The sequence below is a fragment of the Vagococcus lutrae genome, from assembly GCF_023299185.1.
Taxonomy (GTDB): domain Bacteria; phylum Bacillota; class Bacilli; order Lactobacillales; family Vagococcaceae; genus Vagococcus_A; species Vagococcus_A lutrae.
The window spans coordinates 1,865,375-1,890,693 of record NZ_CP097017.1 but is presented as its reverse complement, the minus strand read 5'-3'; the positions used below and the strand labels follow the sequence as shown (position 1 = coordinate 1,890,693).

Annotated in this window: 21 protein-coding genes; 4 read left to right on the top strand and 17 right to left on the bottom strand. The window is 36.4% G+C overall.

The genetic code is table 11. The features are described from left to right. Nucleotides 1-2 precede the first annotated feature (2 nt). The 7 genes from rbsD to M2919_RS09045 form a co-directional block, all read right to left on the bottom strand. The gene (gene rbsD, locus M2919_RS09080) at nucleotides 3-398 is read right to left on the bottom strand and encodes a D-ribose pyranase (protein WP_126760734.1); all 396 of its coding nucleotides are present in this window, start codon (nucleotides 396-398) and stop codon (nucleotides 3-5) included. Next, entirely contained in the window at nucleotides 373-1,278 is a 906-nt protein-coding gene (rbsK, locus tag M2919_RS09075; protein ID WP_248848713.1) for a ribokinase, read from the bottom strand. The genes rbsD and rbsK overlap by 26 nt, the downstream gene beginning before the upstream one ends. Further along, the gene (locus tag M2919_RS09070) at nucleotides 1,275-2,252 is read right to left on the bottom strand and encodes a LacI family DNA-binding transcriptional regulator (RefSeq protein ID WP_248848712.1); all 978 of its coding nucleotides are present in this window, start codon (nucleotides 2,250-2,252) and stop codon (nucleotides 1,275-1,277) included. The genes rbsK and M2919_RS09070 overlap by 4 nt, the downstream gene beginning before the upstream one ends. 155 nt (nucleotides 2,253-2,407) lie before the next feature. After that, nucleotides 2,408-5,527 carry a Cna B-type domain-containing protein gene (locus tag M2919_RS09060; protein ID WP_276520484.1) on the bottom strand — a complete coding sequence of 1,040 codons (3,120 nt, stop codon included), beginning with the start codon at nucleotides 5,525-5,527 and terminating at the stop codon, nucleotides 2,408-2,410. A gap of 30 nt (nucleotides 5,528-5,557) precedes the next feature. Then, nucleotides 5,558-6,490: an AraC family transcriptional regulator gene (locus M2919_RS09055; RefSeq protein ID WP_248848711.1), complete on the bottom strand. Its 933-nt coding sequence runs from the start codon at nucleotides 6,488-6,490 to the stop codon at nucleotides 5,558-5,560. Nucleotides 6,491-6,865: 375 nt separating this feature from the next. Next, nucleotides 6,866-8,227, bottom strand: coding sequence for a hemolysin family protein (locus M2919_RS09050; protein ID WP_248848710.1), 1,362 nt, complete (start codon nucleotides 8,225-8,227; stop codon nucleotides 6,866-6,868). A gap of 69 nt (nucleotides 8,228-8,296) precedes the next feature. Further along, a complete protein-coding gene (locus M2919_RS09045) occupies nucleotides 8,297-9,451 on the bottom strand; it encodes an AI-2E family transporter (protein ID WP_248848709.1) in 1,155 nt (384 codons plus the stop codon). Between the two features lie 131 nt (nucleotides 9,452-9,582). On the opposite strand from M2919_RS09045, the gene M2919_RS09040 reads away from it, so the two are divergent. The 3 genes from M2919_RS09040 (at nucleotide 9,583) to M2919_RS09030 (ending at nucleotide 12,469) form a co-directional block, all read left to right on the top strand. Further along, nucleotides 9,583-10,020, top strand: a complete 438-nt coding sequence (locus M2919_RS09040; RefSeq protein ID WP_248848708.1) for a GNAT family N-acetyltransferase — start codon at nucleotides 9,583-9,585, stop codon at nucleotides 10,018-10,020. Between the two features lie 92 nt (nucleotides 10,021-10,112). Further along, nucleotides 10,113-10,520: a hypothetical protein gene (locus tag M2919_RS09035; RefSeq protein WP_222318932.1), complete on the top strand. Its 408-nt coding sequence runs from the start codon at nucleotides 10,113-10,115 to the stop codon at nucleotides 10,518-10,520. A gap of 122 nt (nucleotides 10,521-10,642) precedes the next feature. After that, nucleotides 10,643-12,469, top strand: a complete 1,827-nt coding sequence (locus tag M2919_RS09030; RefSeq protein ID WP_248848707.1) for a leucine-rich repeat domain-containing protein — start codon at nucleotides 10,643-10,645, stop codon at nucleotides 12,467-12,469. Nucleotides 12,470-12,560: 91 nt separating this feature from the next. On the opposite strand, the gene ntdP is transcribed toward M2919_RS09030, so the two are convergent. Beyond that, nucleotides 12,561-13,100 (bottom strand): nucleoside tri-diphosphate phosphatase, encoded by a 540-nt coding sequence (ntdP, locus tag M2919_RS09025; protein WP_023605943.1) that lies wholly within the window; start codon nucleotides 13,098-13,100, stop codon nucleotides 12,561-12,563. Between the two features lie 145 nt (nucleotides 13,101-13,245). Further along, entirely contained in the window at nucleotides 13,246-14,013 is a 768-nt protein-coding gene (locus tag M2919_RS09020; RefSeq protein WP_248848706.1) for an MBL fold metallo-hydrolase, read from the bottom strand. Here M2919_RS09020 and M2919_RS09015 point away from each other — a divergent pair, their 5' ends adjacent. Further along, nucleotides 14,014-14,292 carry a DoxX family protein gene (locus M2919_RS09015; protein ID WP_248848705.1) on the top strand — a complete coding sequence of 93 codons (279 nt, stop codon included), beginning with the start codon at nucleotides 14,014-14,016 and terminating at the stop codon, nucleotides 14,290-14,292. It begins immediately after the preceding gene. Between the two features lie 153 nt (nucleotides 14,293-14,445). Here M2919_RS09015 and M2919_RS09010 read toward each other — a convergent pair whose 3' ends face one another. The 8 genes from M2919_RS09010 to mprF form a co-directional block, all read right to left on the bottom strand. Next, nucleotides 14,446-15,201 (bottom strand): WxL domain-containing protein, encoded by a 756-nt coding sequence (locus M2919_RS09010; protein ID WP_248848704.1) that lies wholly within the window; start codon nucleotides 15,199-15,201, stop codon nucleotides 14,446-14,448. A gap of 46 nt (nucleotides 15,202-15,247) precedes the next feature. Continuing rightward, complete coding sequence (locus M2919_RS09005) at nucleotides 15,248-16,027, bottom strand: WxL domain-containing protein (RefSeq protein WP_376716116.1); 780 nt, start codon at nucleotides 16,025-16,027, stop codon at nucleotides 15,248-15,250. A 73-nt stretch (nucleotides 16,028-16,100) separates the two neighbouring features. Further along, nucleotides 16,101-16,874, bottom strand: coding sequence for a class A sortase (locus M2919_RS09000; protein WP_248848702.1), 774 nt, complete (start codon nucleotides 16,872-16,874; stop codon nucleotides 16,101-16,103). Next, nucleotides 16,855-17,943: a WxLIP family cell surface protein gene (locus M2919_RS08995; RefSeq protein ID WP_248848701.1), complete on the bottom strand. Its 1,089-nt coding sequence runs from the start codon at nucleotides 17,941-17,943 to the stop codon at nucleotides 16,855-16,857. The genes M2919_RS09000 and M2919_RS08995 overlap by 20 nt, the downstream gene beginning before the upstream one ends. Then, nucleotides 17,936-18,277, bottom strand: coding sequence for a hypothetical protein (locus M2919_RS08990; RefSeq protein WP_023605950.1), 342 nt, complete (start codon nucleotides 18,275-18,277; stop codon nucleotides 17,936-17,938). The genes M2919_RS08995 and M2919_RS08990 overlap by 8 nt, the downstream gene beginning before the upstream one ends. Nucleotides 18,278-18,308: 31 nt before the next feature. Further along, entirely contained in the window at nucleotides 18,309-20,876 is a 2,568-nt protein-coding gene (locus M2919_RS08985) for a lectin-like domain-containing protein (protein ID WP_248848700.1), read from the bottom strand. Between the two features lie 290 nt (nucleotides 20,877-21,166). Next, nucleotides 21,167-22,339, bottom strand: a complete 1,173-nt coding sequence (locus M2919_RS08980) for an IS256-like element IS256 family transposase (RefSeq protein ID WP_000195429.1) — start codon at nucleotides 22,337-22,339, stop codon at nucleotides 21,167-21,169. Nucleotides 22,340-22,759: 420 nt separating this feature from the next. Next, nucleotides 22,760-25,300, bottom strand: coding sequence for a bifunctional lysylphosphatidylglycerol flippase/synthetase MprF (gene mprF / locus M2919_RS08975; protein WP_248848699.1), 2,541 nt, complete (start codon nucleotides 25,298-25,300; stop codon nucleotides 22,760-22,762). Nucleotides 25,301-25,319 lie beyond the last annotated feature (19 nt).

The following is a 25,319-nucleotide window of genomic DNA, read 5'->3' as shown; positions in this document are numbered from 1 at the left end:
TTCTAAAACAAAACACCCGCATGTAATATCACATTAGCAAAAGGGGTCGCTTCCCCCGTTCGAATGACAGCTACTGCTTGTTGACTCTGTTCTTTTAATGTTTCATGACTCACCCAATCAATCATGTCCTCTGAAAAACGTTGTTGCATGGCATACGCCATTTCAGGATTTTGTGGGACTATTTCATTGGCCAACGTGATTTTTTCAATCTCCATATCATCCATCACGCAATCTAAAACTGTTAAAAAGTCAGGCGTACCTAGTGTCAACGCCACATCAATTTTTTTAACCCCTTTTGGCACAGGTAAACCTGCATCTGCGATAATTAATTGATCCGTATGTCCTAAATCTGCTAAAACTTTACTAATTTCACTATTCAATATGCCATGTTTTTTCATATGCTTCATGCTCCTTTAAAACTGAAATCATCGGAATCCCTGCTTGAGCACCAGCTTTTTGAATCGCCACTGATGAAGCTAAATTTCCAAATGTCACACTATCTTTTAACGCCCAGCCATTAACAATCCCAACCGCTAAGGCACCGTTAAATGTATCGCCAGCTCCCGTCGTATCCACCGGTCGTACGAGAAACGGCGGTACTTTTACCATCGCTTTTCCGTCATAGAAAACAGCCCCTTCTGACCCTAATGTGATAATGAGCTTATTCGGATACATTTTTAAAACGGTTTCATAATCTTGCCCTGGAAATAGCACTTCAAACTCTGTTTCATTCGGTGTTAAATAAGTCGCTTGATTCAATGTTTTTTCCGATAGGACACGCGCGGGAGCTGGATTTAAAATAGTCGGAATATCGTGACGATCACAAAAATCTACGACCCACTCTACCACATCTGCTGCGATTTCATGTTGCAACACGACCACGTCACTAGCAAGTAAACGTTCCGTTTGGGCTTCTAAATGCGCCACTGACAAATCACCGTTACTACCCGGCACAATAATAATACGATTATCGCCATCTTTGACAATAATATGAGCAACACCAGTCGATTGATTGGTTATTGTTGCCATCCCCTGTGTATCAATGCCGTTTTCTTCTAAATTATGTAATACATCCTGTCCAATTTGGTCATCACCTACCGCACCAATCATCGATACTTTTGCCCCTAAACGACTGGCTGCGACTGCTTGATTAGCCCCTTTACCACCAAAAAATGTTTCAAATGTCCGACCAAAAACCGTTTCACCTTCACGAGGTACCACGTCCGTATTGACCACATAATCGACTGAACAACTTCCTACTACTGTTACATGTTTCATACAATCACCTTTCTCATCGTTTGTCCTTCTACCATCTCCACGGGAATTGTAATACTCTCCGTTTCAATAGGCTCATTCTCAATCTTTTTAATTAATGTTTCTGCTGCTAAATAGCCCATCTGATAAACATTTTGCTTAACAGTTGTCAGCTGCGGCGTCGACAATTCTGCAAAATCAATCCCGTCATACCCCATAATTTGTAAATCATTAGGCACATCAAGACCTTGCTGTAAAGCAGCTTTTAAAATATACATGGCGTGCATATCATTTGTTGCCACAACCGTATCAATTTCTCCGACTCTCTCCAGAACGATCGTAACAATCCGATTAATCGTTTCAAGCCCAAACGTTTCCACCGCCAATGTTTCATAAGGAATAGCCGCCTGCTCTAAAGAATGCATCAGTGCTTTATTTTTTTGTTGAACACTCATTAATTCTTGAGGACCGACCATAATCAACACTTTCTTCGGTTGTGTTTGACACACATACTCTCCAATCATGCGTCCACCTAGTTGATGATCCGATTTAACAAAAAACTGACTCTCTTTTGTCGTACGGTCGACTTGAATAAATGGAATCGCGCTCTCCTGTTCTTCGCTAGCTTCAACCGCCGTGATAATCCCTGCGAAATTATGTTGTTGGAATGAACGATAATATTGTTCTTGGCGAGCAGTATCGTTCGACGTATTACTCAACACCATTTGATAATTTTTTTCTACTAAGAAATCTTCCGCTCCTCGAGCTAACATTGGAAAAAAGGGGTTTGTAATATCTGGTAAAAGTAACGCAATCATTCGCGTTTTATTTTGAAATAATGAACGGGCAATCTCATTAGGTCGATAATCTAACTTTTGAATAGCCGCTTCTATTTTTAATTTCGCTTGATCGCTTACGTATCCTTTGTTGTTAATATAACGCGATACCGAAGCGACAGATAAACCTGCTTCTTTCGCGACTTCCTTAATCGTAGCCATCACTATCACCCTCACTTTTTAAATAGGTAACCGATTACACATTAAATTGTAACCGGTTACCTATCTTTTGTCAAATGGTTTGTGTTATAAAATTTTTATCCACAAATTGATATAAAAAAGACAACAGTCGTTTAACTGTTGTCTTTTCCTTTAATTTATTTCGCTAGTTGTTTTCTTTTCAGATAAGCAACGATGGTGATTATCATCATTCCTACCCAAACAAACCAATGTGTTGCAGATTCTCCTGTTTGAGGTAATCGTTTTTCTTCTTTTTCTTCTGTTTTTGGTGCCTTATCTTCAGGCTTCACTGGTTTTTCAGGTTCTGCGGGTGTCTTAGGTTCTTCTGGCGTTGTAGGGTCTTCCGGCTCAATATCCTCTACATATGTATTGGTTATCGTATAACCCTTTTCCATATCACCTGAAATGGTACTTTCGTACCCAGGAACTGCCACTTCGTTTACTGTGTACTGGATTTCTTCGCCGTCTTGGTATTGCTCAAGCTTTTCAAAGACGTGTTGCCAGTTGTTGTCTTCTGATAACGTGATTTCGGATACTTTTTCACCATTCGCAAGTAGCTCAATTATAACTTGTTCTGCTTTAGGTCCTACCCATTCTTTGGTGACACCGATACTGCGTTTTCCTTCAATCGTATTGACAATCGTAAAGCCATTTTCCATGTCACCTGTCATCGTACTACTGTATCCGTCAAGCGCTACTTCTTCCACTGTATAGTCAATCGCTTCGCCTGTCTTCGCATCGTACTGTGGCAAGTTTTCAAAAACAGCCTGCCACTCATTGTCTGCGGATAGTTTTAAGTCTGATACTTTTTCACCGTTCGCTAATAACTGAACCGTTACCGAGTCGGCTGCTTTCCCTACCCATTGTTTTTCAACAGGGATATCTAGTGTTTCAACATTCGTATTCACTACTTTGAAGCCTGTTTCCATATCACCTGAAATGGTACTTTCGTACCCAGGAACGGCCACTTCGTTTAATGTGTACTGGATTTCTTCGCCGTCTTGGTATTGCTCAAGCTTTTCAAAGACGTGTTCCCAGTTGTTGTCTTCTGATAACGTGATTTCTGATACTTTTTTACCATTCGCAAGTAGCTCAATTATAACTTGTTTTGCTTTAGGTCCTACCCATTCTTTGGTGACACCGATACTGCGTTTTCCTTCAATCGTATTGACAATAGTAAAGCCGTTTTCCATGTCACCTGTCATCGTACTACTATATCCGTCAAGCGCTACTTCTTCCACTGTATAGTCAATCGCTTCGCCTGTCTTCGCATCGTACTGTGGCAAGTTTTCAAAAACAGCCTGCCACTCATTGTCTGCGGATAGTTTTAAGTCTGATACTTTTTCACCGTTCGCTAATAGCTGAACCGTTACCGAGTCGGCTGCTTTCCCTACCCATTGTTTTTCAACAGGGATATCGAGTGTTTCAACATTCGTATTCACTACTTTGAAGCCTGTTTCCATATCACCTGAAATGGTACTTTCGTACCCAGGAACGGCCACTTCGTTTACTGTGTACTGGATTTCTTCGCCGTCTCGGTATTGATCAAGCTTTTCAAAAACGTGTTGCCAGTTATTATCTTCCGATAATGTGATTTCGGATACTTTTTCACCATTCGCAAGTAGCTCAATTATAACTTGTTTTGCTTTAGGTCCTACCCATTCTTTGGTGACACCGATACTGCGTTTTCCTTCAATCGTATTGACAATCGTAAAGCCATTTTCCATGTCACCTGTCATCGTACTACTGTATCCGTCAAGCGCTACTTCTTCTACTGTATATTCAATCGCTTCGCCTGTTTTTGCATCGTACTGTGGCAAGTTTTCAAATACAGCCTGCCACTCATTATCTGCGGATAGTTTTAAGTCTGATACTTTTTCACCGTTCGCTAATAACTGAACCGTTACCGAGTCAGCTGCTTTCCCTACCCATTGTTTTTCAACAGGGATATCAATGTGCTTTAATTCATTTTCGATAACCGCTATTTCTTGAGCATTATTGGCAACTAAGTTAATCTCTTGTGTTTCTTGTGGGTTAAACACGACATAATCTGGAGCATTTATTTCTCTTACTAAGAGTTTTCCGGGTTTAAAGCCTGACGCTCTAATTTGACCATTCTCGTCAGTCGTAAAGACTTCTTTAGTTTCTGGTTTATTTTGATATAAAGGACCGCCATCTTCTCTTTCAATCTCGAAAGAAACGCCTGGTATTGCGATTTCAGTGCCTGCTACTACTTTATTAATGTTTAAAAAAGCACGTACTTTTCCAGAAATACTACCACCAACATCAATATTGATAACACGTCCTTCATTATCAATATGGCCTGGCTTTTGGTCTTCAAAAAAATCAAAAGACGCATTATTTGTAAATTCTTTTAAATCATTATTAGTAATCAAAGCATCATAGGTAAAGGCAAATTCTTTACCATTTAAAACTTCTTCAGGTATTTCTATATCAATCGTACCGTCTGACATATTGTAATCAATTTTAGAACCTGCCGCTGTTCCGTACTCTGAAGCTAAAAATTCCTCAATACTTGAGAAGCCAACATAATGTGTTTGGAATTGTTGACCACCCCAGTATAAGCCAATCTCAATACCTGAACCGTCAAGAAGTTGTCCTTCTCCTAATTTATCATGAATAACAAGAGCCCCACCTGGGTAAGCATCCCCATTAATATTTCCTCTTAAAAACCATGTAACATAGCCTGGCTTTGCAGCACCATACATCATGCCAGTCTTACCAGCAAATACACCACGATCGCCACCCTTAGTATTAGAAACATTCACTGTTTGATTGCCTACTGTTAAGGTATGTGTACTGTCTTCTTCCGTATTTAATCCCGATAAAGTCAGTGTGAAATCACCGCTAATATCATGCTGCCCTTGAATTCCTTCTAAGAACGTTAACGTTATACCATTTTCCGTCACATCAATTTTAACATTTTCAATTTCCGGTAATTTAGAATTTAGCTCAAAGCCTGCTACCCCATCACTGGTTATTGGTATATGAATTTGTTTTCCAGGATAAATATAATGTTCGCCAGATGCATCTTCACTCTGCCCTTCAAATGTTACCGTCACTTGAAAATCCTGAGTATGACTAATATCATTCGGACTCACACGCAGTCCTGTGATAATATCATCTCCTCCAAATCTCTCTTGTGCTTTCACTAACGTCATAAAACTTGGCACAAACTGTCCAATAACGAAAATCAGTGTCATAAATGAGGTTAACCATCTCTTTTTATTCAACATATAACTCTCCCTTTTCTAGCACACGTGAGATTAAAAGTTGGAAAAAGACGTTTCACGAGCAATCATTTTGGCTGATTTATTATAATCTCTTTTCAAGACACGATTTAAACTCTTCGCGTCAGTAAAGCCATTATTAAGTGCCACGTCCATGACCGTTCCATTTCCTTTTTTTAATTCATCAATAGCGTGCATACTTCGGACACGTTCTATGTAGTTCGAAACCGTATAACCTGTATAATCTTTAAAAAATTTACTTAAATGGCTGACAGAAACATTCACTTCTTTAGCGATTTTAGCCAATGGCAAACGCTCTTTATAATGTTGATGAATATAACATAAAATGCTATCGAGTAATATCATATCTTCACAACCAGGTAATTCCGTTCGTTCATCTGAAAAAGCAGCGACTAGAATACCTGCAACTTGTAAAACAAGTCCAGTGTAGACAAAGTCAGGCGTTTTAGAATCGCGTTCTTGTTTTAACGCTACTATCTCATCAAATATATGTTTGAGCTTTTCATAGCTTTGTTGCTGAAACGCATTCATTTTTTCAACTTTCGGTAAATCATACGTATAATTCATCAATTCAGGGCAATAGTTTCTAACAAATTCTAATGGAAAGATTACGGTTAAAAATTGAGTTTCTTCATCAAAACTCACACAGTCAAGGCCATGAACTTCATAAGAATTAACAATCATCATCTCTTCCGTCGTTCGCTTGACGACTTTGCCATTTAAATAATAACTATCTACCGAACCTTTATTGATATAGTTTATTTCAAGCTCTGGGTGCCAATGTCTTGGCATGGTATACGTTCCGTCATAATCTTGCTTTCGGATGATGTTACTACTCGCATTCCATTTCTGCAAATACTCATCGATATTGTGACTATTAAAATTCATCACAATCGGCTTCGTCTCAATATTATAAAAAGACTCCATCGGATAACGTCGATTAGGCATTTTATCTGTCCTCCTTTCCAAGAAAATTTAAACGATTACATGCGAACATCATAGTTCGAGTCCGCAGTTGATTATAGTGATACTCTCATTTCCTATCGATGCTTTTATCATTTAGTTTTAGGGCGATAATTATTTTCATAAAAGTTAAACACCTTAGAATCATTATTGTATCGCGTTTTTTCTGTACCCGATTTCATTTTTCTTATAAATGTCACAATTTGTGAAAAACTATCGTTATATTAACGTGTTTTTAAGGCTATATTCACATGCCTAACTTAGAAAAAAACATTCATCCGTTCAATTTTTTTCATTCTTGTCAAAATAAAAAACAGGCACTTAGAGTGATTCTCTAAGTGCCTGTTCTGGCTAGATAACTTATTCTGATTCCTCATTCTTACTAAAGAATTTCTTTTCTTTTTCTTCCTCATCCACTTCTTCTTCAGGATGAAACTTTACTCTTATTTGTAAAACACGTGAACCTTCCATCTCTTCTGATGTCAGAGTTAAATTATCAACTTCGTAAGTTAATTTTTCATTTTCTTCAGGAATCGTTCCTAAAGCAGTAATTAAGTAACCTGCCATCGAGTCGACATCATTCATATCTAACTTCGTATTGAAACATTCATTAAACTCATCGATTGGCATACGTCCTTGTACAAGGTACTCATTTTCGCCCACTTGAGTGTATAGGTTTTCTACTTCGTCAGATTCGTCATCAATCTCGCCAACAATTTCTTCTAGCAAGTCTTCTAACGTGACAATCCCAACCATACCTCCATATTCATCAAGAAGAATCGCCATTTGATTTTGCGTACGACGTAGTTCTAATAATAAATCATCAGTAAAAATTGTTTCAGGAACGAATAAAGGTTCGTGGATAACATCCATCAAATCTATCTTTTCAAATCCGTGCTGATGAGCGTATTTTAATAAGTTTTTCAAATGCAGCACGCCAATGACTTTGTCTTTGTCATCTTCATAAACGGGAATCCGTGAGAAATTTTGCGACATGACTTTATCCAAGTTTTCATCAATTGGATCAAGTAAATCAATCATAAAAGCATCCGTACGAGGTACCATAACTTCACGAGCTAGCGTAGTATCAAGCGAGAAAACACCTTGAACCATTTCTAACTCATCCATTTCTAAGACGCCCTCTTTTTCTAACAAATAACGCATTTCATCACGCGTCATCTTATTATCATCGTCATCAAATTTCATTGGCGTAATCCGGCTAAGCAAATCCGTCGAAACGGATAATAACCAAACAAATGGACGTGCGATAAAACCAATCGCCATAATCGGTCCCACAGCAAATTGGGCAACCTCTTCCGATTTATTTAACGCAATCCGCTTAGGATACAACTCTCCAAATACAATCGAGATATACGTTAAAGCAATCAAAACGATAAACTTCGATGCCTGAACGGCCCAAACTTTATCGCCAAAGACCGGCGCTAGTTTCAAAGCAAAGCTATCTGCTAAAGACGCCCCGGATAAAATATTGACTAATGTAATACCTACTTGAATCGTCGATAAAAAATTACTCGTATTATCTAATAATTTAACCAATCGTTCAGCAGCCTTATCGCCACCTTCTGCTTTCTGTTGAACTCGATTAATATTCAACGACACGACGGCAATCTCTGCCGCGGCAAAAAAGGCATTTAGTAATGTCAAGACAATTAAAATACCAAATAATACTAATAAAGACTGACTCTCTGGATCAGCAGTCATACGCTGTTCTCTCCTCACAAAATAAATTTAATTAAAACACAATTAAGCCTAATAATACCATAAAAATCTTTATTTTTCAATTTTTTCAAGCGTTTTGGCGGGTTCTTTTTGCGAAAGCAATTCCCGTCGTTGTCGCACTTGTACCATATCGTAGACGTGAATAAAAACGGTCTTACAAACAGCATAGAACGGTACACCTAAAATCATCCCTAGCAGTCCCGCAATATTTCCTGCCACTAATAATATAATGATAATCGTTAAGGGATGAATATCCAAACTCTTACCAATCACATTAGGATAGATAATATTCCCATCAATCTGTTGGACGATTAATACGACGACACAAGCAAGCGCTGCATGCAACAAGGCTTTCTCATGACCACTAAACAACGTCACAAATAGTGCTGGTGCTAAACCAAGATACGGCCCAACATATGGAATCATATTCGTAATTCCTGCAATTATACCAAACAGAAAAGCGTACTCAACCCCGATAATCTTATAGCCAATCATCGTTCCTACTGCTACGAATGTACATTCAATCGCCTGTCCACTGATATACTTAGAAATCGTTTGACTCATCTTGTGTAATAACATTAAAATTTCATCTTTGGATTGTGCTGGGAGATATTTTTCAATCATCGGTATAAGTCTATCCCCATCTTTTAACATATAAAACAACATAAACGGCACAGTTACTACAACAATCGTGACGTTAGCGAATACACCCACGAATGAACCTAAACCAGAAGAAACACCATTTATCACTTTCCTAACAATCGCTCCCAACGATAAGTCCATCTTATCTAAGTAACTTTGCACGTCGAGATCTTTAACGAGAGGGTGTGAGAACAGTTGCCCCGTCCAATCCTCCACCGCTTTTATAAATTGCGGCAAGTTTTGAATTAATTGTCCCATTTGCTTTATTAAATTAGGGATAATCAAACTAACAAAAAAGATAAACATGCCTATAAAAAAAAGTAAGACAGCTGCTACTGACCAATTTTTAGATAAATTCGCTTTGGCTTGAAGCCACTCCACTAGCGGGTTTAACATATAATATAAAAATCCCGCAATTAAAATAGGAGAAAATAATGTTGAAAAGAATGTAAAGAACGGTTGAAATACAAAATCAATCTTCGTTGACACGAAAATCAAACTCGCAATAATCAACAATTCGAGAGACCAAAACATCAATTTAGAGTTTCTTAATCGCTCAAACATAAAAAACCTCCTTATTTCTACTTAATTAGCATTTAAAAATGAATCTATCTCCTATATAATACAAAATATATATAAATTATCCTTTTTTTAAAAATGATTGTCAATATATTTATCATAATAGGAGGGTCCTCATGATTTATCACATTGAACACACGGATACGATTATTTCGCCTGTCTATCAAGATGCTCTTGCACTTAGAAAAACAATCTTTGTTGAAGAGCAAAATGTCCCACTTTCGATTGAAATTGATGCTTATGAAAAACACTGTCGTCACTTCGTCTTATACCATGACGAAAGTCCTTTAGCCACCTGTCGTTCCTTACCACTTGAAAATGCTCAATTAAAATTACAACGTATGGCGGTTAAAAAAGAATATCGCGGCCAGCATATTGGCTCGTATCTTTTAAACCATATCATTGAAGATGCACAGAACGAAGGATACCAGTCTATTATTCTCGGTGCACAAGAACACGCTGTCCCATTTTATCAAGCTCTGGGATTTAACATTTGTAGTGAACGCTACATGGATGCTAATATTCCTCATTTTGACATGAAAAAAGAAATTTAATAAAAATTATTGTTATTTTTTGACCATAAGACTTGAAATCACGCGTAAACATCAGTATCCTTTACATAGCAAATAAATCAAGGAGTCGCAATATGACACAAAAACAACGACAACTTATTCTTGGTCTGGTTGTTCTTATTTTAATATTATTCATTGCGTTATTACGCTTAAAATATCAAAATAAATCACCAAGAGATAGTTGGGTGCCAAGTTCTCCTCCAATCGTACAAACTATTTTTTACACATCCGGAGAAGAAATTACTTTTGAAGAGCCTTACGAAGCACATCAAACTGCACAGCAATTAGCGGCACTAGAAAATCAATTAACTGATGTTACGGAAAATATTAGAAGCAATGAGAGTAAAGAATCTTATCTAAAATGGCAACTCGCAGTTGAAGATACGATACGCTATTGTCAAAGACATGGCGATATGCGCCATATCCAACAAGGAAAAGAATTATTAGCAAAAGGTTTCTTAAAATTTTACGCATCACCTTAAAGCCAATTTTAACGATTGGCTTTTTTTATTGTCCCTATTTTGCCCTTTACTTTCTTTTTTTTATCGTTATAATTAGGCTTAGCTTAAATAAAGTTTAGGTATACCTAAAAAGGAGAGAAAAAATGAAAAAAACAATTATAGCATCATTGATAGTCAGTGGACTTTTCCTAAGTCACAACGTTTTGGCAACAGAGGTGACAACCGATTTAGCAGAACAAAGCGCAGACGTTTCAGAATTGATAGTCCCTGAGACCTCATCTCTTGAGATAGGTCATGTTTTTACCGACCAACAAGGTGTTATTTATAAAATCACCTCCATCGATGGCGAACGCGGTGACGTACAAGTAGGTGATGGCGAAAGCCCTATTCCAAATCTTGGCTCGCATGTACAAATCCCCGAAAAATTAAATTTTGAAGGGGTTACGTTTACCGTTAAACAAATCGGCAGTTTTGCTTTCACGAAGTACCAAGATGAAGGAGGCGCTATCGCAGAAGGCGGATCAAATGTAGAAATTATTGAACTACCAAAATCTATCACAACCATTCAGCCAAAGGCGTTTTACTCGTCACTTGATTTACGCTTAATTCACTTTACACCAGATAGTCAGTTGACCACGATTGGAAAAGATGCCTTCGCGTTCTCAGGATTGTCTAAAATTTCCATTCCCGATAGCGTGGTAGAAATAGGAGCCAACGCTTTCGTCTTTAATGAATTTTTAACAGAGTTTCAGCTTAGCGAGACGTCTTCTCTTCAAGTTATAGGAGATGGAGCGTTACGAACAACCCGTCAACTCAAGCACATTTATTTACCGGCTTCTCTGATATCTATCGGCGAACGTCCATTTTCAGGTGCCATAGGACTCCAAAGTATTACCGTTAGTCCAGAAAACCCGAATTACAGTTCAATTGACGGAGTCCTATTTAATAAAACACAAGAAACGTTGATAACATATCCAGCAGATCATGATGGCCATTCCTATACCGTTCCTGAAACGGTCGCGACCATTCACGACCACGCTTTCGAATATGATGTCAACTTAAAATCATTAACCTTATCAGATTCTGTCCGTCATGTCGGCGACCTTGCTTTTAAAAATATGCGCAAACTAGAAACCTTGCACTTAAATGAAGGATTAACGTCAGTGGGCCGGCTGTCTTTTTATGGTATTAATCAGCTAAAAGAATTAACTTTGCCAAATAGCTTAACCGAATATGGGCGTAATCCTCTCTATGAATTAGACGGATTGGAACAAATAACGATTGGAACTGGGACGACTCATCTACCCGCTAACTTCTTAGGAGGGCCTTTCACTCAACTTCACACGATAACAATACTAGGTGACGAGGTTACATTTGATGAAGATATGTTTAGTTTCTTTGATAGCACGGATTGGCAAAATCTAAATTTTTTCGTTACAAACGAAAACGTTAGACAACGATTGTTAGATAGCTTAACGATTGAAAAAGACCAGGTCAAATTATTAGAGAGCTTGCCAGAAGAGCCACTTACTCCTACTGAACCAGAAAAAACAGAAGATACACAACAACCAGAGAGTCCAAATGAAACAGAAGAAAGTGAAACAGGCACACCGACTACACCTACTCAACCAAACGAAGATAACGAGAATGAACAGCAAGAAGATAATACGGATACATCAAAAGATAAGGAGCAAGATGATAATAAAACGCCTAAACCTGATGCTGACAAACCTTTAGAAAATGAAATAGATAAACAAACGACTTTACCATCAAGTCCTAACAAGCATCCTAATCACAATCAAGTGGATGTGTCCGTGATACATGCAGAACAACAAGAGCATGCTAAAAAAGCCGCTCATTCATCTCAACGCTTGCCACAAACAAGCGAAGATAAGAAAAGTAATCTCTTACTGATCATCGGCAGTACACTTTCAACAACTGCCGCGATAATCTTCTATAAGAAACATTAACTTGTTTATTTCGACAACCCTCCAAATTGTCGTTTTAATATAAAAAAAGACTGTCTTTTCGACAGTCTTTTTTGCTCTTCATACATTCTAACTATGACGACTTACGTGATAATTGTTTATAGCGCTCATACCATAATTTCACATACGCTTCTGAAAATGGCCCTTTCCCTTCGTTAATCCACTCAACGAGTTCCTTGACATTTTCTTTGAGTATATAGTCAATCTCTGCTGAATATCCCATTTGTTGGCGATGCATTTCATACTCATCAACATCTAACAACTTCTTCTCTCCATCAGGAAAAATCTTGATATCCAAGTCGTAATCAATATACTTTAATGCTTCGGCATCCAGTACAAACGGTGAAGCTAAGTTACAATAGTAAGAAACCCCATTATCACGAATCATCGCAATAATGTTAAACCAAAATTTTTCATGAAAATAAACAATGGCAGGCTCTCTCGTCACCCATCTACGACCGTCTGACTCTGTGACAAGCGTGTGATCATTGACGCCAATTAAGGAATGTTCACTCGTCTTTAAAACCATGGTATCACGCCAAACGCGATGTAATTTACCGTCGTGTTTATAGCTTTGAATCGTAATGAATTCTCCTTCTTTCGGAACACCCATTTTGACCCTACTTTCTACTGATTCACCAGTTTTTTTGCCAGGGTGCTGTTCACACCGGTATCATAAACATTATATCATAAAACATTTAAAACCGAGAGAACTTTTACCAGAAGAAGTGGTATCTCAAATTCAAGTTAGATAAAAACTACTCCCAATCCATTTCCCCTGTGACTACTTTCGCACTCATTTCTAACGAATCATCCGGCAAATTAGGATACGCTGCTTTCATATCTTGAATAATTTTCTCACTCGTGGTGTACGTTGCTTCAGATAGCATGAAACGCTCTAAATACTCTTTCGTAAAGGCTATATTCTCTGGTGAAAAGTCATTACCTGAAGCAAAATGACTAGGTATCACACGTGTAGCGCCAAATGTTGTTAACTCTTCCAAGTCTTTTAGCCACTGCTCTTGACTTTCACGCATCTTCGTGTCGGCCATAAACAAATGACAATCTGCTGCAACCAAAATGCCCCCTAATAATATCTTATCCGTCGGTTGATACAACGTTTGTTTTTCCTCATCACTACCTACGATTTGCAGCGTATCCGAATCTAACGTCAATGCTGATGGCGCTAGCTCTGGTAATAAGATATGGTCAGGTACATTGTCTTGCAACGCTTCTTGCCAAACTGCTTGTTTCGCTTCATTCGTCTCTTTAATTCGTTTTATCGTACTAGCGGTCGCTAAAACTTTCACATCGGGAAACACCTCTTTCATCACGGCTGTTCCAAAGTAAAAATCTGGATCACTATAAGAAATATAGAGGGTGTTTAGAGTTATCTGTTTTTCTTTAATATAAGTTACGATGTCTTCAGCATGTCCTTTTGAAAACTGTGTATCAACTAACAGTCCCTTACCATTTTTTTCTACTAGAACAGCCGTAACACCGAAGACTTCATCTGGTTTTCTCACATGGTAGGTAAACGTTTCTCCTTTTATTATTTTCCAATTTTAGGATTACCCACATTCGTGCCCCCTATTATTGCTACCATCGAAACTGTCGGAGGACTATTCATGATACTCGGTCTACTCATCCCTCTTGTTTCTCTAGGTTTTGTCGCCATATTAGGCACGACAATTTTTATGTTAAAAAGTCAAGCTGGTTTTATTGACGGTTTTGAACTGGAATTACTGTTAATTGTGATGAGTCTTGCTGTCGGCTACGCTCACTTAAATAAAAACCTCTTTTAACTCCGCCCCTTTCAAAACGATCGTCCATTTTAAAAAAGGCTCTTGCAAAATATAAAAAAGGAAGAAAATCAAAAAAGATTTTCTTCCTTTTTTGAGACTGATCCATAAAGAATCGAATCTAGTCATCTTTTAATTCATATATTGCTTTCTTTATTAATTACCCGGCACATCTGTTAAAGTCCAAACAAAAGAAGTTCTGTATTGTGCTTTCTTTTTAACGGCTTTACCTGGTACAAATAGTTTGACACTTTCTTTAGATTTTGCTAAATCTTCATCACCCCAGCGTGTCAAGAAAGTACCTGCTCCCGCATCTTTTTTAGCACTCATTACAAGTAAATCTTCGTTCATATTGTCGATTTCGATTTTATCTACCGCTGTTGCCGGTGCTGATTCTGAAACAGTATTGATATTTCCATTAGTTAAAGTAATTTTTGCTCCGTCTAACTTATGGCTATCGTCTGTTTCAAACTGTTTCGTTTGCTTAACTTTTAAAGTCCAACCTGCTAACGTTCCTCTGTTGTCTGTTACTTGGACGTAGTTAGGTCCTTCTCTTAGTTCTTGGTCAGTATCTTTATCCTTATACTTTTGTAATCCAGCATAATATATTTCGTCTTTCGATGTTATTTTGTTGTCACCAAAGTTGAAACTAGAAGCAAAATCAATGGATAGTGGACCTGGTGTTCCTGGTTGAGGTTTTCCTTCTGGATCTGTTGGGTCTGTTGGATCTACTGGTTGTTCTGGATTAAGTGGGTCTACCGGGTCTACTGGTTGTTCTCCAGGAGTAAATTCGATTAAGCCATTCGATGTATATTCTCCACCATCTTGTCCTGCTGCAGAAACTACACCTGCTCCCATAGATAATCCTAAAGCCATGACTGATGCTAAACTAATAATTTTGTTGTATTTCATTGTAATTCTCCTTCTACCTATTTATATTTATTGATTACATTACTTCTTAATTAGCAGGGATTTCTGATAAAATCCAAGTTAACGTTGTTTTATAATTAACTGCATCTTTTACTGTTGCTCCTGGTACAGTTAATGTAACACTTTTGTTTAAATTAACATTTTCTTTTTTACCTTTTTCATCTACAATAACTTCCTCTTCAGTAAGGACATTCTCGCCTTCATCCCAACGATTCAACCATGTACCTGCACCTGCACCTTTTTCTGCAGTCATTACTCTATGAAGTTCTCCAACTTTCAATCCCATATTTTCATGAGCTAGTGGTGGTGTCGTGTTTGTCTTACTTCTTACTTTTGCATTAGTCAAGCTAATTTGAGCTCCGACTAACTCTTTGTTTTTCGTCTCTTTTGTTGCTTCAAATTGATTTTCTTGTTTTACATCTAAAGTCCATCCTGCGTTTGTTCCGCGTTTATCTGAGACTTGAACATAGTTTGGTCGATCTTCTAACCCTTCAAAACGTTGAGCTCTTGCATAGTAAGTTTCATCTTTATCTGTGATTTTGTTAATTCCAAAATCGAAACTAGAAGCAAAATCAATAGATAGTGGGCCTGGTGTCCCTGGATTTGGTCCTTCTGGATTTGTTGGATCAATTGGTTTCTCTGGCTCACCTGGGTCTATTGGGTCTGTTGGATCTGTTGGATCTGTATCTGGAATAAATTGAACCATTCCATGAGATTCATATTGTCTCACCTCTGCATTTTCTGCTGCTAAGACACTCGGCGCTAACAGATTAGATCCTAAAATTGACAATGCTAATACTGACATCATTTTTTGTTTTTTCATTTTCTTTCTCCTTTAAAAATTTTTTATATTAAACAGGATAGCCTATTTAAAACGATTTTTATAAAAATACCTTGACGACTAAAATTATAATTATGCTATATAAAAACAATAGCCATATCATATTATTTTTATTGTTGACTGTATTTAAGTTCGCATACTTTATTGGTACAGTTTCAAAAAAAAGTTTCTTATCATTAACATCTCTAGCTATTTTTTTATTCTTTTTTACATCTATCAAATTAGCTTCAACAATCATTCTTTTATCAGTGTAAGTTGGTTTATCACATGTAATCATTGTTAGCTTAGGTGATTCTGACGTCTCCAAAACAGAAACTTTTGTTTCATCCGTAATATAAACATCACTGACACTATATTGATATTCACCTTCTGCCTTTTCTAATATCAATTTATCGCCTATTTTAAGTTTGCCAACATCTCCCAATAACAAACCACTATCCGATAAATGATGTCCTAAAATAACGATATTATCTTTTAATGGATTTCTTTTTGGATACATATTGACTACACCAGTAAAAAAAGAGCTGTCAGTTGTATCATTCGATATTATTAAATTTTTTTTTAATGATGGTATCTTTAAAATAGATTCATATGTCACTGTTGTATCCATCTTCATTATTTGTTTCAAAGTTGGTGGTTGGATTTTAGATAGTTTTTCAGAGCGATCAAGATCATCTGAGCCCGAATCAAAGACAAACTCGACTTGATTTGTTTTTTCTACCAATAAACTCATTTTAAAAAAAGGATAAAATAACACACTTATACCAATCAACATTAAAATAAGAACAATATAATCACTCTGCTTTTTTCTCATTCTTATTCCTTCTACTGAAATAAAGGCTAATAATTAAAGCAAGAATAATGATTATTAAACCGCCTATGATGTACCAATTTATATAGTCTTGTTTAAGGGTAACATCTTTTCTATTTAATTCTCGTGCTTTCTCCTTTGAGATAGAGAATTTTTCAGAATAAGTCCATTTGTCTTGATACTTAACAGGATTGCCTTCTTCATCTTTACCATACTCGTGCTCACCATCATTATTCTTGTTTGCATATACTGTTATATCTGCCACATAGTTTCCTGCTTCAAGTTTTTTACCTTCCTTAATCACAGGATAGTTAAATGTTGTATTGGGAGCAATCTGCATATTTTGTTTTTCTTCTTGCACGAAAGGCTCTTTTTTTCCATCCTTTTTAATTTTAGTAGCAATAACAACATTATTTATATAGGTTGGTTTCGGGTTTTGAAATCTTGTTATTATGGCATTTCTAGCGTTTATCTGATCTGGATATACTTTATTCAAGTTTAATTCAGGTTCAACTTCTTGATTGTTATCGGAATGCATTATGATTGCAATAACATATGCATACTCATTCTTAATAGCTAGGCCATTTCCTTCTTCTTTTTCTTCTTCTTTTTCTTTTTCTTCTTTTAACGTAATACCCCCAGCTATAATCCCTTCAAATGTCTCTTTTGGTGGTATCACCTTTAACTTCAAATCATAAAAACTTTTCTTAGGAATTACTACTTGTTCTTCTGTTTCAACCAAATCTGCTAAATCATAACGTAACGTATCGTCTTTTTTTATATCATTAGGAGAGTATTCCACTACCCCATTACTGTTCGTTGTAGACGATGAAATACTTGTATTAACTTTAATATCTTTGTCAGAGTCATTAAATAACTTAACCACAAGTTCTTGTTCTTTCTCCGGCTCTACCTTTATATCAAAATAAGACTGTTCTTTATCTACTTGTGTATCCGGCTGTATCGGTTGAGCCGAAAAATTATATGTATCAGCCAGACTGGTTGTCATTCCTATCCAGTTGACCAACATTACAAATAAAATTAGTAATTTTATTCTATTTTTTTTAGACATTATAATTCACTCTTTCTACTTTTTTTATGTCTTGTTGTTTTAAATATAAAAAGACAATTATAGTAACAGATAACGCGTTATAAAGTAGAATATTATTGTTATCTCCTAGTTTCGGGATCATAATCGCGCGCCCTTGACTTTCACCAGTTGGATAACCTGGGACTATATTCTGACTTTGGCTCTTGTCTTCATCGGAAATATAAGTATTAGGATACTCTCCGTAGAAACCTACACCAGAATTTGATTGATAACTAGTACCAAAAACTGTTAGCGGAAGATTAAACATCAAAAAAAATATAAATGTGTACATAATTCTTTTTTTTGTTTTTCTCATAGTACTCTCCTTTACCTTATTTTTAACACTGTTAAGGTGTATCTCTTAACTGCCACTGTAACTCTCCTTTATATGTACCTACTAGTTGTTTGTCGATTGGAACTTCGATACTAATACCTTTTTGGTCCTTTTCCCATGTATCATTCACTTTATAATCGCCCTCATGTTTATATTGTTCAACGATTGTCTCATTTTTAGTAATAGGTTTTTTCCCTTTTAAATCATTCCAAACCATCTTACCCATCAAATTGTGCTTTGGTAGCAACTGATTAGTTAGAGGTTCTTTTTCTCTGACAGTCAATGTCCATTTGTCTGCATTTTCAGCTCGAAACTCTTCGACTACTAAGTCTCCTTTAGTCTGAGACCAGAAGTCCTTATGACCAGTCTTAATTTCATGTTTACCAAAATCTATTATTTCTGGTACTTCTTTTAATCTCAAGACATTCAAAGGTCCTTGTTTAAAATTTATTACAATTGTGTTATTTGCAGGTGTCTCGTCACAGTTAGGAGTTTGATAATAAAAATTATAGAAGTTTGTTTTATTTTGATCTATTGTCGCTTTAGCTTTCAATCTTAAATTAGCTTTAAAGTTTAATTTAGAAGCTAAATTTCCTAGCCTAACTCTAAGAACGTCCCCATTATAATCTATTTGTTTTTCATCAACTTTTTCACCATTGATTTCAAGTGTTCCTTTTTGATAATCCAAATCTTCTAACTTTACTCTAACAGTATCGTTTTCAGTAAAATTATTACCTTTAACTTCTATATAATCATTGATTACTACTTCTTCATCTTTTTTCAAATCAACTTCAAAAAGTTTATTATCGTCATTAAAATAAGAGTAATGTGAAATCGCTTCTGGATTTTGAGTTTTTACAAAAGAAATTTCTATATCATTAGAATCACTAACAACACCTTCATCCAAGTATATAAAACGATACTTGTTTGTTTCGTTCTCTTGAGCAGTTTCTAAAACCTTTGCTTGAAAAGTTAAATCAGATTCCCATCCCATTCCAGATGCCATATCACCTAAAGTAATAGTTAGTCTCCTATTGTTTTCATCAAAACCAATGTTTTCTTCCTTTACTTTTTGACCATTTATTTCAAGAGTTCCTCTTTGATATGATAGATCTTTCAAATCAATAACAATTTGTGCATCTTTAGTAAACTTGGAGTTGACTTTATCATCTAAAATCAAATGATCTTTGATATCTACAGTACTACCTTTGCTTGTAGTTATTTTTTCACTGTAACTGTTATCTGCATGATTTTTCAAAGAGGCAATGTGACTAACTGAGTTAGGTACTGTTCTCATGGCTATCGCATTTTCTGCCCATCCCTCTCCTGTTGAGCCTGTAAAACCCCAATAAACTTCGTACGAGCCTCCAAACATCTGATTGATATCTGGATAACCAAGACTTGACTGACCCAAATAGTATTCAATTGTTTGATTTCCATCACTAAATTGAAAATCAGCCCGTACTTTCAAGATTTTTTTATAAGCATCCCAATCCACATCAAACTTATGCCAACGTCCATCAGATAAAGTTGAAGAACTACTCAACACTTTAGTATGTTTATGACTAGGCTTCATCATGTTAAATTTATTAATATCCGCACGTGGACGAACAAAAGCGACATGCCCTCTTTTTCCATCATCTATATATTTGTCGGTTTCATCATATACAGGGTCTTTTCGATAGTCATTATTAAATGTATCAAACTCAAAAGATAATGCATTACGGATAAATTTATCACTAAATCTCGATCCATATGCTCCTATGCCAGATCCATCACTTCCAAGAGATTGAACACCATCCGGATCAGCATGAAGTGTAAAAGTTATACCATCAGCAGCTTTCTCACCTCTATCTCCTAAGTAGATCCAAGACCTTAGTTTAAAATCTTTTACTAAATTGACTTTATTCTTTGACCATATAGCTCCTAATTGTTTGTTAGTAGCAGTTATTTGTAGCACATTTTTATCACTTAATACTTTAGGGCCACTCCCTACAGGGTCAGCAAATACTTTTTCTAATGGCAGCAATTCATTTAGATTAACTGGAGGAAGTGGGACAGTTCTAGATTGCATTACTTCTGTCTCAGTTTCTTCTGCTTTACTTTGCTCTATCTGGATATCTCCTGATTGGCTTTCACTTGATTTCAAATCTTCTGAGCCATTATTATCGCTATCTAATAAAAGATCAAACGTAATAGATTCGTCGACTCTCATACCGTCTATTTCACTAAGTGTTAACAGCTGATTATCTTGATCTTTTAAGATGATTTCTTCCGACATACCTTTTGGAAAAAAATCTTCTATTTCTTTTTTCTTAATCTCTTCCCCTTTCACTTTCGTTAAAATAATTTCTTTTTGTTCTTTTAACTTTTGTTTTGCCATTTCACTGGGAATGAATCGAATATCATAGTTTATTTCACTTTTTGTTTCTAGTGTATTATTTGTTTTTTCCGAACTAGAATTTTCGACTGTTTCAACAATTGCTTGTTTTTCGTCTATCTTGGGAGAAGCTCCCACTAACACCGGCATCATTAACGGCAGTCCAAAAGTCACTACTAGAGACGCCAAAATTTCTTTCACATGAATACCTCCTTTTAATAACGAACGTTTTTAAAACATTACATTAAACAGATTATCATATAATAATTCATAAAACAAGCGTTTAAAAAAGATAACTTTATGCATTATTTATAAAACTGTTTTGTTAAACAAATAACAAATATTCGCTTATAAGAAAATGACTATTTAAAAAAATGCATAGCCTCTTCGCTTTAAAACAATCAACAAAAATTATTTTTAAAAACCATTTAGCTAAATTTTAGTCAAGTCCAGACTCCTGTGTAAAATGCTATACAATGTTTTTACCATTTCTACTTATCAAAATTGATGTATTTTCTTGAAGAATAAATCCATTCATCATGTAGGTCCATAAGAACGGCTCCAATTAAGCGATTGGCTGATGTTTGATTGGGGAAGATGCGAATAATCTTTTCTCTTCTGCGTACTTCTTGATTCAGTCGTTCAATTAGATTGGTACTCTTTAGTCGATTGTGGGAATTTCCTTGTACGGTATATTGAAAGGCGTCTTCGAATCCATCATCCAATGATGCGCAAGCTTTTGAATATTTTGGTTGATCGATATAATCATGAATCAATCGATTTTTAGCCTCACGCGCTAAGTTAATATCTGTGAACTTAAAAATTCCTTTAACAGCTTCTCTGAAAGATTTTGAATTTTTTTTAGGAATGGTGGTAAAGATATTTCTTAGGAAGTGAACTTGGCATCTTTGCCAACTTACGTTGGTGAAGGATTTTCTAATGGCAGAGACTAATCCTTTGTGCGCATCAGAAATAACGAGTTCCGTACCTTGTAAACCGCGTTCTTTTAGGTATTCAAAAAATGTTGTCCAGGTCTCTTCGCTTTCGCCACTTTGAATCATGAAGCCGATAATTTCACGGTCGCCATCTTTGGTTATTCCAATCGCTATATGACAGCTTTTTGAGAGTACTCGATTTTCTTCTCGTACTTTTATATAGAGTACATCGGTCATTAAGTAAGGATAATTTTTTTCTGATAATAAACGATTCTGCCACTCGTTAACCATAGGTTCTAGCTGTTCTGTTAAGCTAGAAACGAAGGACTTAGAGACGGATTTACCACAAAGTTCTTCCACAATTTTTGATACTTTACGAGTTGAAACGCCTGATACATACATTTCCAACATTGAAGCCATGAGGGCTTTTTCGTTTCGTTGATAACGTTCAAACACTGTGGGTGAAAAATGGCCATCACGTGTTCTGGGTACTTTTAATTCTAGCGTGCCTACACGTGTCGTAAAGCTGCGCTCATAATAGCCATTTCGTTGACTTTGTCGGTTTTCTGTTCGTTCATATTCTTTTGCTTGAATATATTCTGTTCGTTGATTTTCCATTAGTTGATTAAATACCGTTGTTAAAATATTTTTAGAAACGTCATCCTTTACAGAATATTCAATAATGCTTTGAATCTCTTCGCTTTTCAGTGTAAAATGTACTTGGGTCATGTAAAAGTCCTCCTGGGTATGTTTTTGTCGTTAAAAACATTGTACCGTAAAAGGACTGTTATATGGCCTTTTTACTTTTACACAATTATACGGACTTTATCTAAATTTTTTCATATTTATAATAAATAACGTTATTTTATATACATATTTATCACAAAAAATAATAATTAATTTTCTTAAAAATTAAAAAAAACTCAAATTTTCATCTTTGACTATCACTATTATATAACCTATCGAAAACTATCAGAAATATTTAAATCACTATATATTATATGAAAAAATTAACTCACTTCACACTATATCCATGTACCAAAAAGAGAGGAATGAAACCAATTGGCTTCACTCCTCTCTTGCTTTTTTTATTTATCTTATTTCTATCAAACTATGAGGTGATTTTACTGATACACATATTTTTTATATTTAACGATGACCATATTTTTCTACAGAAGCATTGTCTACTTTCAAAATACTCAACATGACATAGGCAATCCAACTATCTCGTGAATACAGCGTATATTTTGGTTGCCAATCTGTCGCATATTTACTCTTATAGTCACGTAATCCTTGAAACGAATAAAATCGACTGCCAAAATGATACACGAGATACGCGATTCTTTCTTGGATAAAACTTTTACGGGAGGTCCCCACATTGGCGAGAGGTGCCATTCCCATATTAAATTCTCGAAAGCCTGCTTCTTTCATCTGTTGAAAAAGATTCATAAATAAATAATCCATTGTCCCACTTGGCGCTAACACAGGGTCATGACGCATTAAATCAATACTAATACGTGCATTATTATAAGCAGGCATCATAGAGGCAAAAGCAATCAACTGTCCGTCCGTATTGCGAATGGTCGCAATCGGCGCTTGCTGTAAATAGTCGTCTGAAAAGAAACCCAGTGAAAAACCTTTTTCTTTCCGCCCGTCTAGCCACGCATCTGACACACGTTGACACTCCTCGATAAAACTAGCGTCAAACGGTGGCGGTGTTAATTCAAACTGATAGCCTTCCTTTGTTAAGCGATTCATCACCGCACGACGGTTTTTCATCTTTTTTCCCGTTAACGTAAAGGCTTCTAATGAGACATGAGCTTCTTCGCCCATTTTAATGAAGTCGTAGCCATACTCATGCAAGTATAAAACGATTGACTCAGTGATTTCATAAAAAACAGGTAAATATCCCCATTCATCCGCTTGTTCAATAAAAGCAGATAGCGCTTCTGGAAAGTCTTCTTCATTACCTGACGGGTCGCCCATGACGATTAATTTATTATTTGATGCTTGAAACTGGATAAAAACAGTCGGTTCTTCTTGCGGATAACAAAACAGACGTTTATCACCTAGAAACACTAAATGACTCGTTTCATTTCCACCATACGTTTCCAAAATCGTATGGACTTTCTCGTTGTCAAAGGCCTCGCCTATTACATGTTGGTCCCCTTGTAAGTAACGAATCATCGACACAATCAAAAAGAACACAATCAGTGTCAACAAGAAGCCCATTAACCACACTTTTTCAGATGGGAAAAACAAAAAGGTGTGAAATGGTGCGTGATGGGTAACTTTCGGCAGATTGTAGACGCCGATTCCAATATAAAAGAACATGAGCAGTCCCATGATAGCACTATCGACCGTGACCATCTCCCATGCATAGACAAACTGGCGACGGACAAATTCTGACTGAATCGTTACCGTTAATATAAGCAATATCGCGAGTAAAATTAGCATAAACCAACCCAAGTCTACAAGTAGTGCGTAAATCCACGTTGTCGCAATCAGTAGTAATGTTGGAATATAGGCTTTTTTCACACGCGCGGCAACGCCTCGTCCCATAATAATCAGCAAATAGCCTAATGCAATACTTGGCAGTTGATTTAAAATATGAAAGCGTTGTGGTAAAAAGTGATGTAACCATTTGACCGACGCAAACGCCTCTGGCACTGTGGCAGCAAGAACCATTAAAATACCTGCTAAGTATAAAGTGACCACAACCATTTTATGCAAAGTTTGATTTAATAGCTGACGCGGTATTCCGTCATACTGCTCGTTTAAGGTATGTCCCCATGTTTTTACAAAGAGTCCCAGTCCTACTAAGAAAGGCAGTATATAATAAAACAGGCGATATAATAATAACCAAGCAACGACACTTTCTTTTGGAATACCGAGTGACGTTAAACCAAAAATCATCATCACGTCAAAACTTCCCAAAGCTCCAGGAATCATGGAAACCATCCCTAAAACGGTCGCCGCTACAAATAGTGGGATGACTTCTCCGAGATGAAACGAAATGCCCATTAACCAGCCGATACTAATAAAGGTTAATAGGACGCCCGTCCATTCTAAAAATGAAATACCCACTAGCTCCAATCGTGTTTGCACTGATAAGCCACCTAGTAAACCCGACTTTTTTAACTGAGTAATGATTAAGACTAGTGGAAAATACAAGCCGCCCCCGATTAACCAAATCCAATATTGAGCGACGTATTCATTAAATGGCCCTATCCAGAGTGAGATAAAACTTAAAAAGCTATATATCGAAAGGCCAGACATTAAGAATAAAAAGATATGCGAAAGCGCACGTAATACTTCCTTGCGATCATGTCCGGCGCCTTTTCCATAAAGACTGGAGCGCAAGCCAATACTCACTACACCACCAAACCCCGCCACATTATTAATTGTATTAATCATCCAACTATTTTCAAGCAGATAGCGTTTGTTTCGCTGGTCGTTTAACAACTTCATCAAGATGACGTCATAACCTAACATTGGTGTGACAGAGACAAATCCTACGACCCCCATTAAGACAATTTTCCAAACCGCAATATCGCGAAAAATAAGTTTTAATTGAGAGATAGAGAGTGTTTTTCCAATCGATAACAATTCAAACGTTACAATAACCATTACCGATATGACAAATAGACGTTTTAACATCGGTTGTTTTTTCTTAAGCCATTCCAGCATACCTAGTCCTCCTTTACCT

Coding starts and splice junctions, on each gene's coding strand:
- rbsD (WP_126760734.1), bottom strand. CDS start 398: ATGAAAAAACATGGCATATTGAATAGTGAAATTAGTAAAGTTTTAGCA.
- rbsK (WP_248848713.1), bottom strand. CDS start 1,278: ATGAAACATGTAACAGTAGTAGGAAGTTGTTCAGTCGATTATGTGGTC.
- M2919_RS09070 (WP_248848712.1), bottom strand. CDS start 2,252: ATGGCTACGATTAAGGAAGTCGCGAAAGAAGCAGGTTTATCTGTCGCT.
- M2919_RS09060 (WP_276520484.1), bottom strand. CDS start 5,527: ATGTTGAATAAAAAGAGATGGTTAACCTCATTTATGACACTGATTTTC.
- M2919_RS09055 (WP_248848711.1), bottom strand. CDS start 6,490: ATGCCTAATCGACGTTATCCGATGGAGTCTTTTTATAATATTGAGACG.
- M2919_RS09050 (WP_248848710.1), bottom strand. CDS start 8,227: ATGACTGCTGATCCAGAGAGTCAGTCTTTATTAGTATTATTTGGTATT.
- M2919_RS09045 (WP_248848709.1), bottom strand. CDS start 9,451: ATGTTTGAGCGATTAAGAAACTCTAAATTGATGTTTTGGTCTCTCGAA.
- M2919_RS09040 (WP_248848708.1), top strand. CDS start 9,583: ATGATTTATCACATTGAACACACGGATACGATTATTTCGCCTGTCTAT.
- M2919_RS09035 (WP_222318932.1), top strand. CDS start 10,113: ATGACACAAAAACAACGACAACTTATTCTTGGTCTGGTTGTTCTTATT.
- M2919_RS09030 (WP_248848707.1), top strand. CDS start 10,643: ATGAAAAAAACAATTATAGCATCATTGATAGTCAGTGGACTTTTCCTA.
- ntdP (WP_023605943.1), bottom strand. CDS start 13,100: ATGGGTGTTCCGAAAGAAGGAGAATTCATTACGATTCAAAGCTATAAA.
- M2919_RS09015 (WP_248848705.1), top strand. CDS start 14,014: ATGGTAGGTAAACGTTTCTCCTTTTATTATTTTCCAATTTTAGGATTA.
- M2919_RS09010 (WP_248848704.1), bottom strand. CDS start 15,201: ATGAAATACAACAAAATTATTAGTTTAGCATCAGTCATGGCTTTAGGA.
- M2919_RS09005 (WP_376716116.1), bottom strand. CDS start 16,027: ATGATGTCAGTATTAGCATTGTCAATTTTAGGATCTAATCTGTTAGCG.
- M2919_RS09000 (WP_248848702.1), bottom strand. CDS start 16,874: ATGAGAAAAAAGCAGAGTGATTATATTGTTCTTATTTTAATGTTGATT.
- M2919_RS08995 (WP_248848701.1), bottom strand. CDS start 17,943: ATGTCTAAAAAAAATAGAATAAAATTACTAATTTTATTTGTAATGTTG.
- M2919_RS08990 (WP_023605950.1), bottom strand. CDS start 18,277: ATGAGAAAAACAAAAAAAAGAATTATGTACACATTTATATTTTTTTTG.
- M2919_RS08980 (WP_000195429.1), bottom strand. CDS start 22,339: ATGACCCAAGTACATTTTACACTGAAAAGCGAAGAGATTCAAAGCATT.
- mprF (WP_248848699.1), bottom strand. CDS start 25,300: ATGCTGGAATGGCTTAAGAAAAAACAACCGATGTTAAAACGTCTATTT.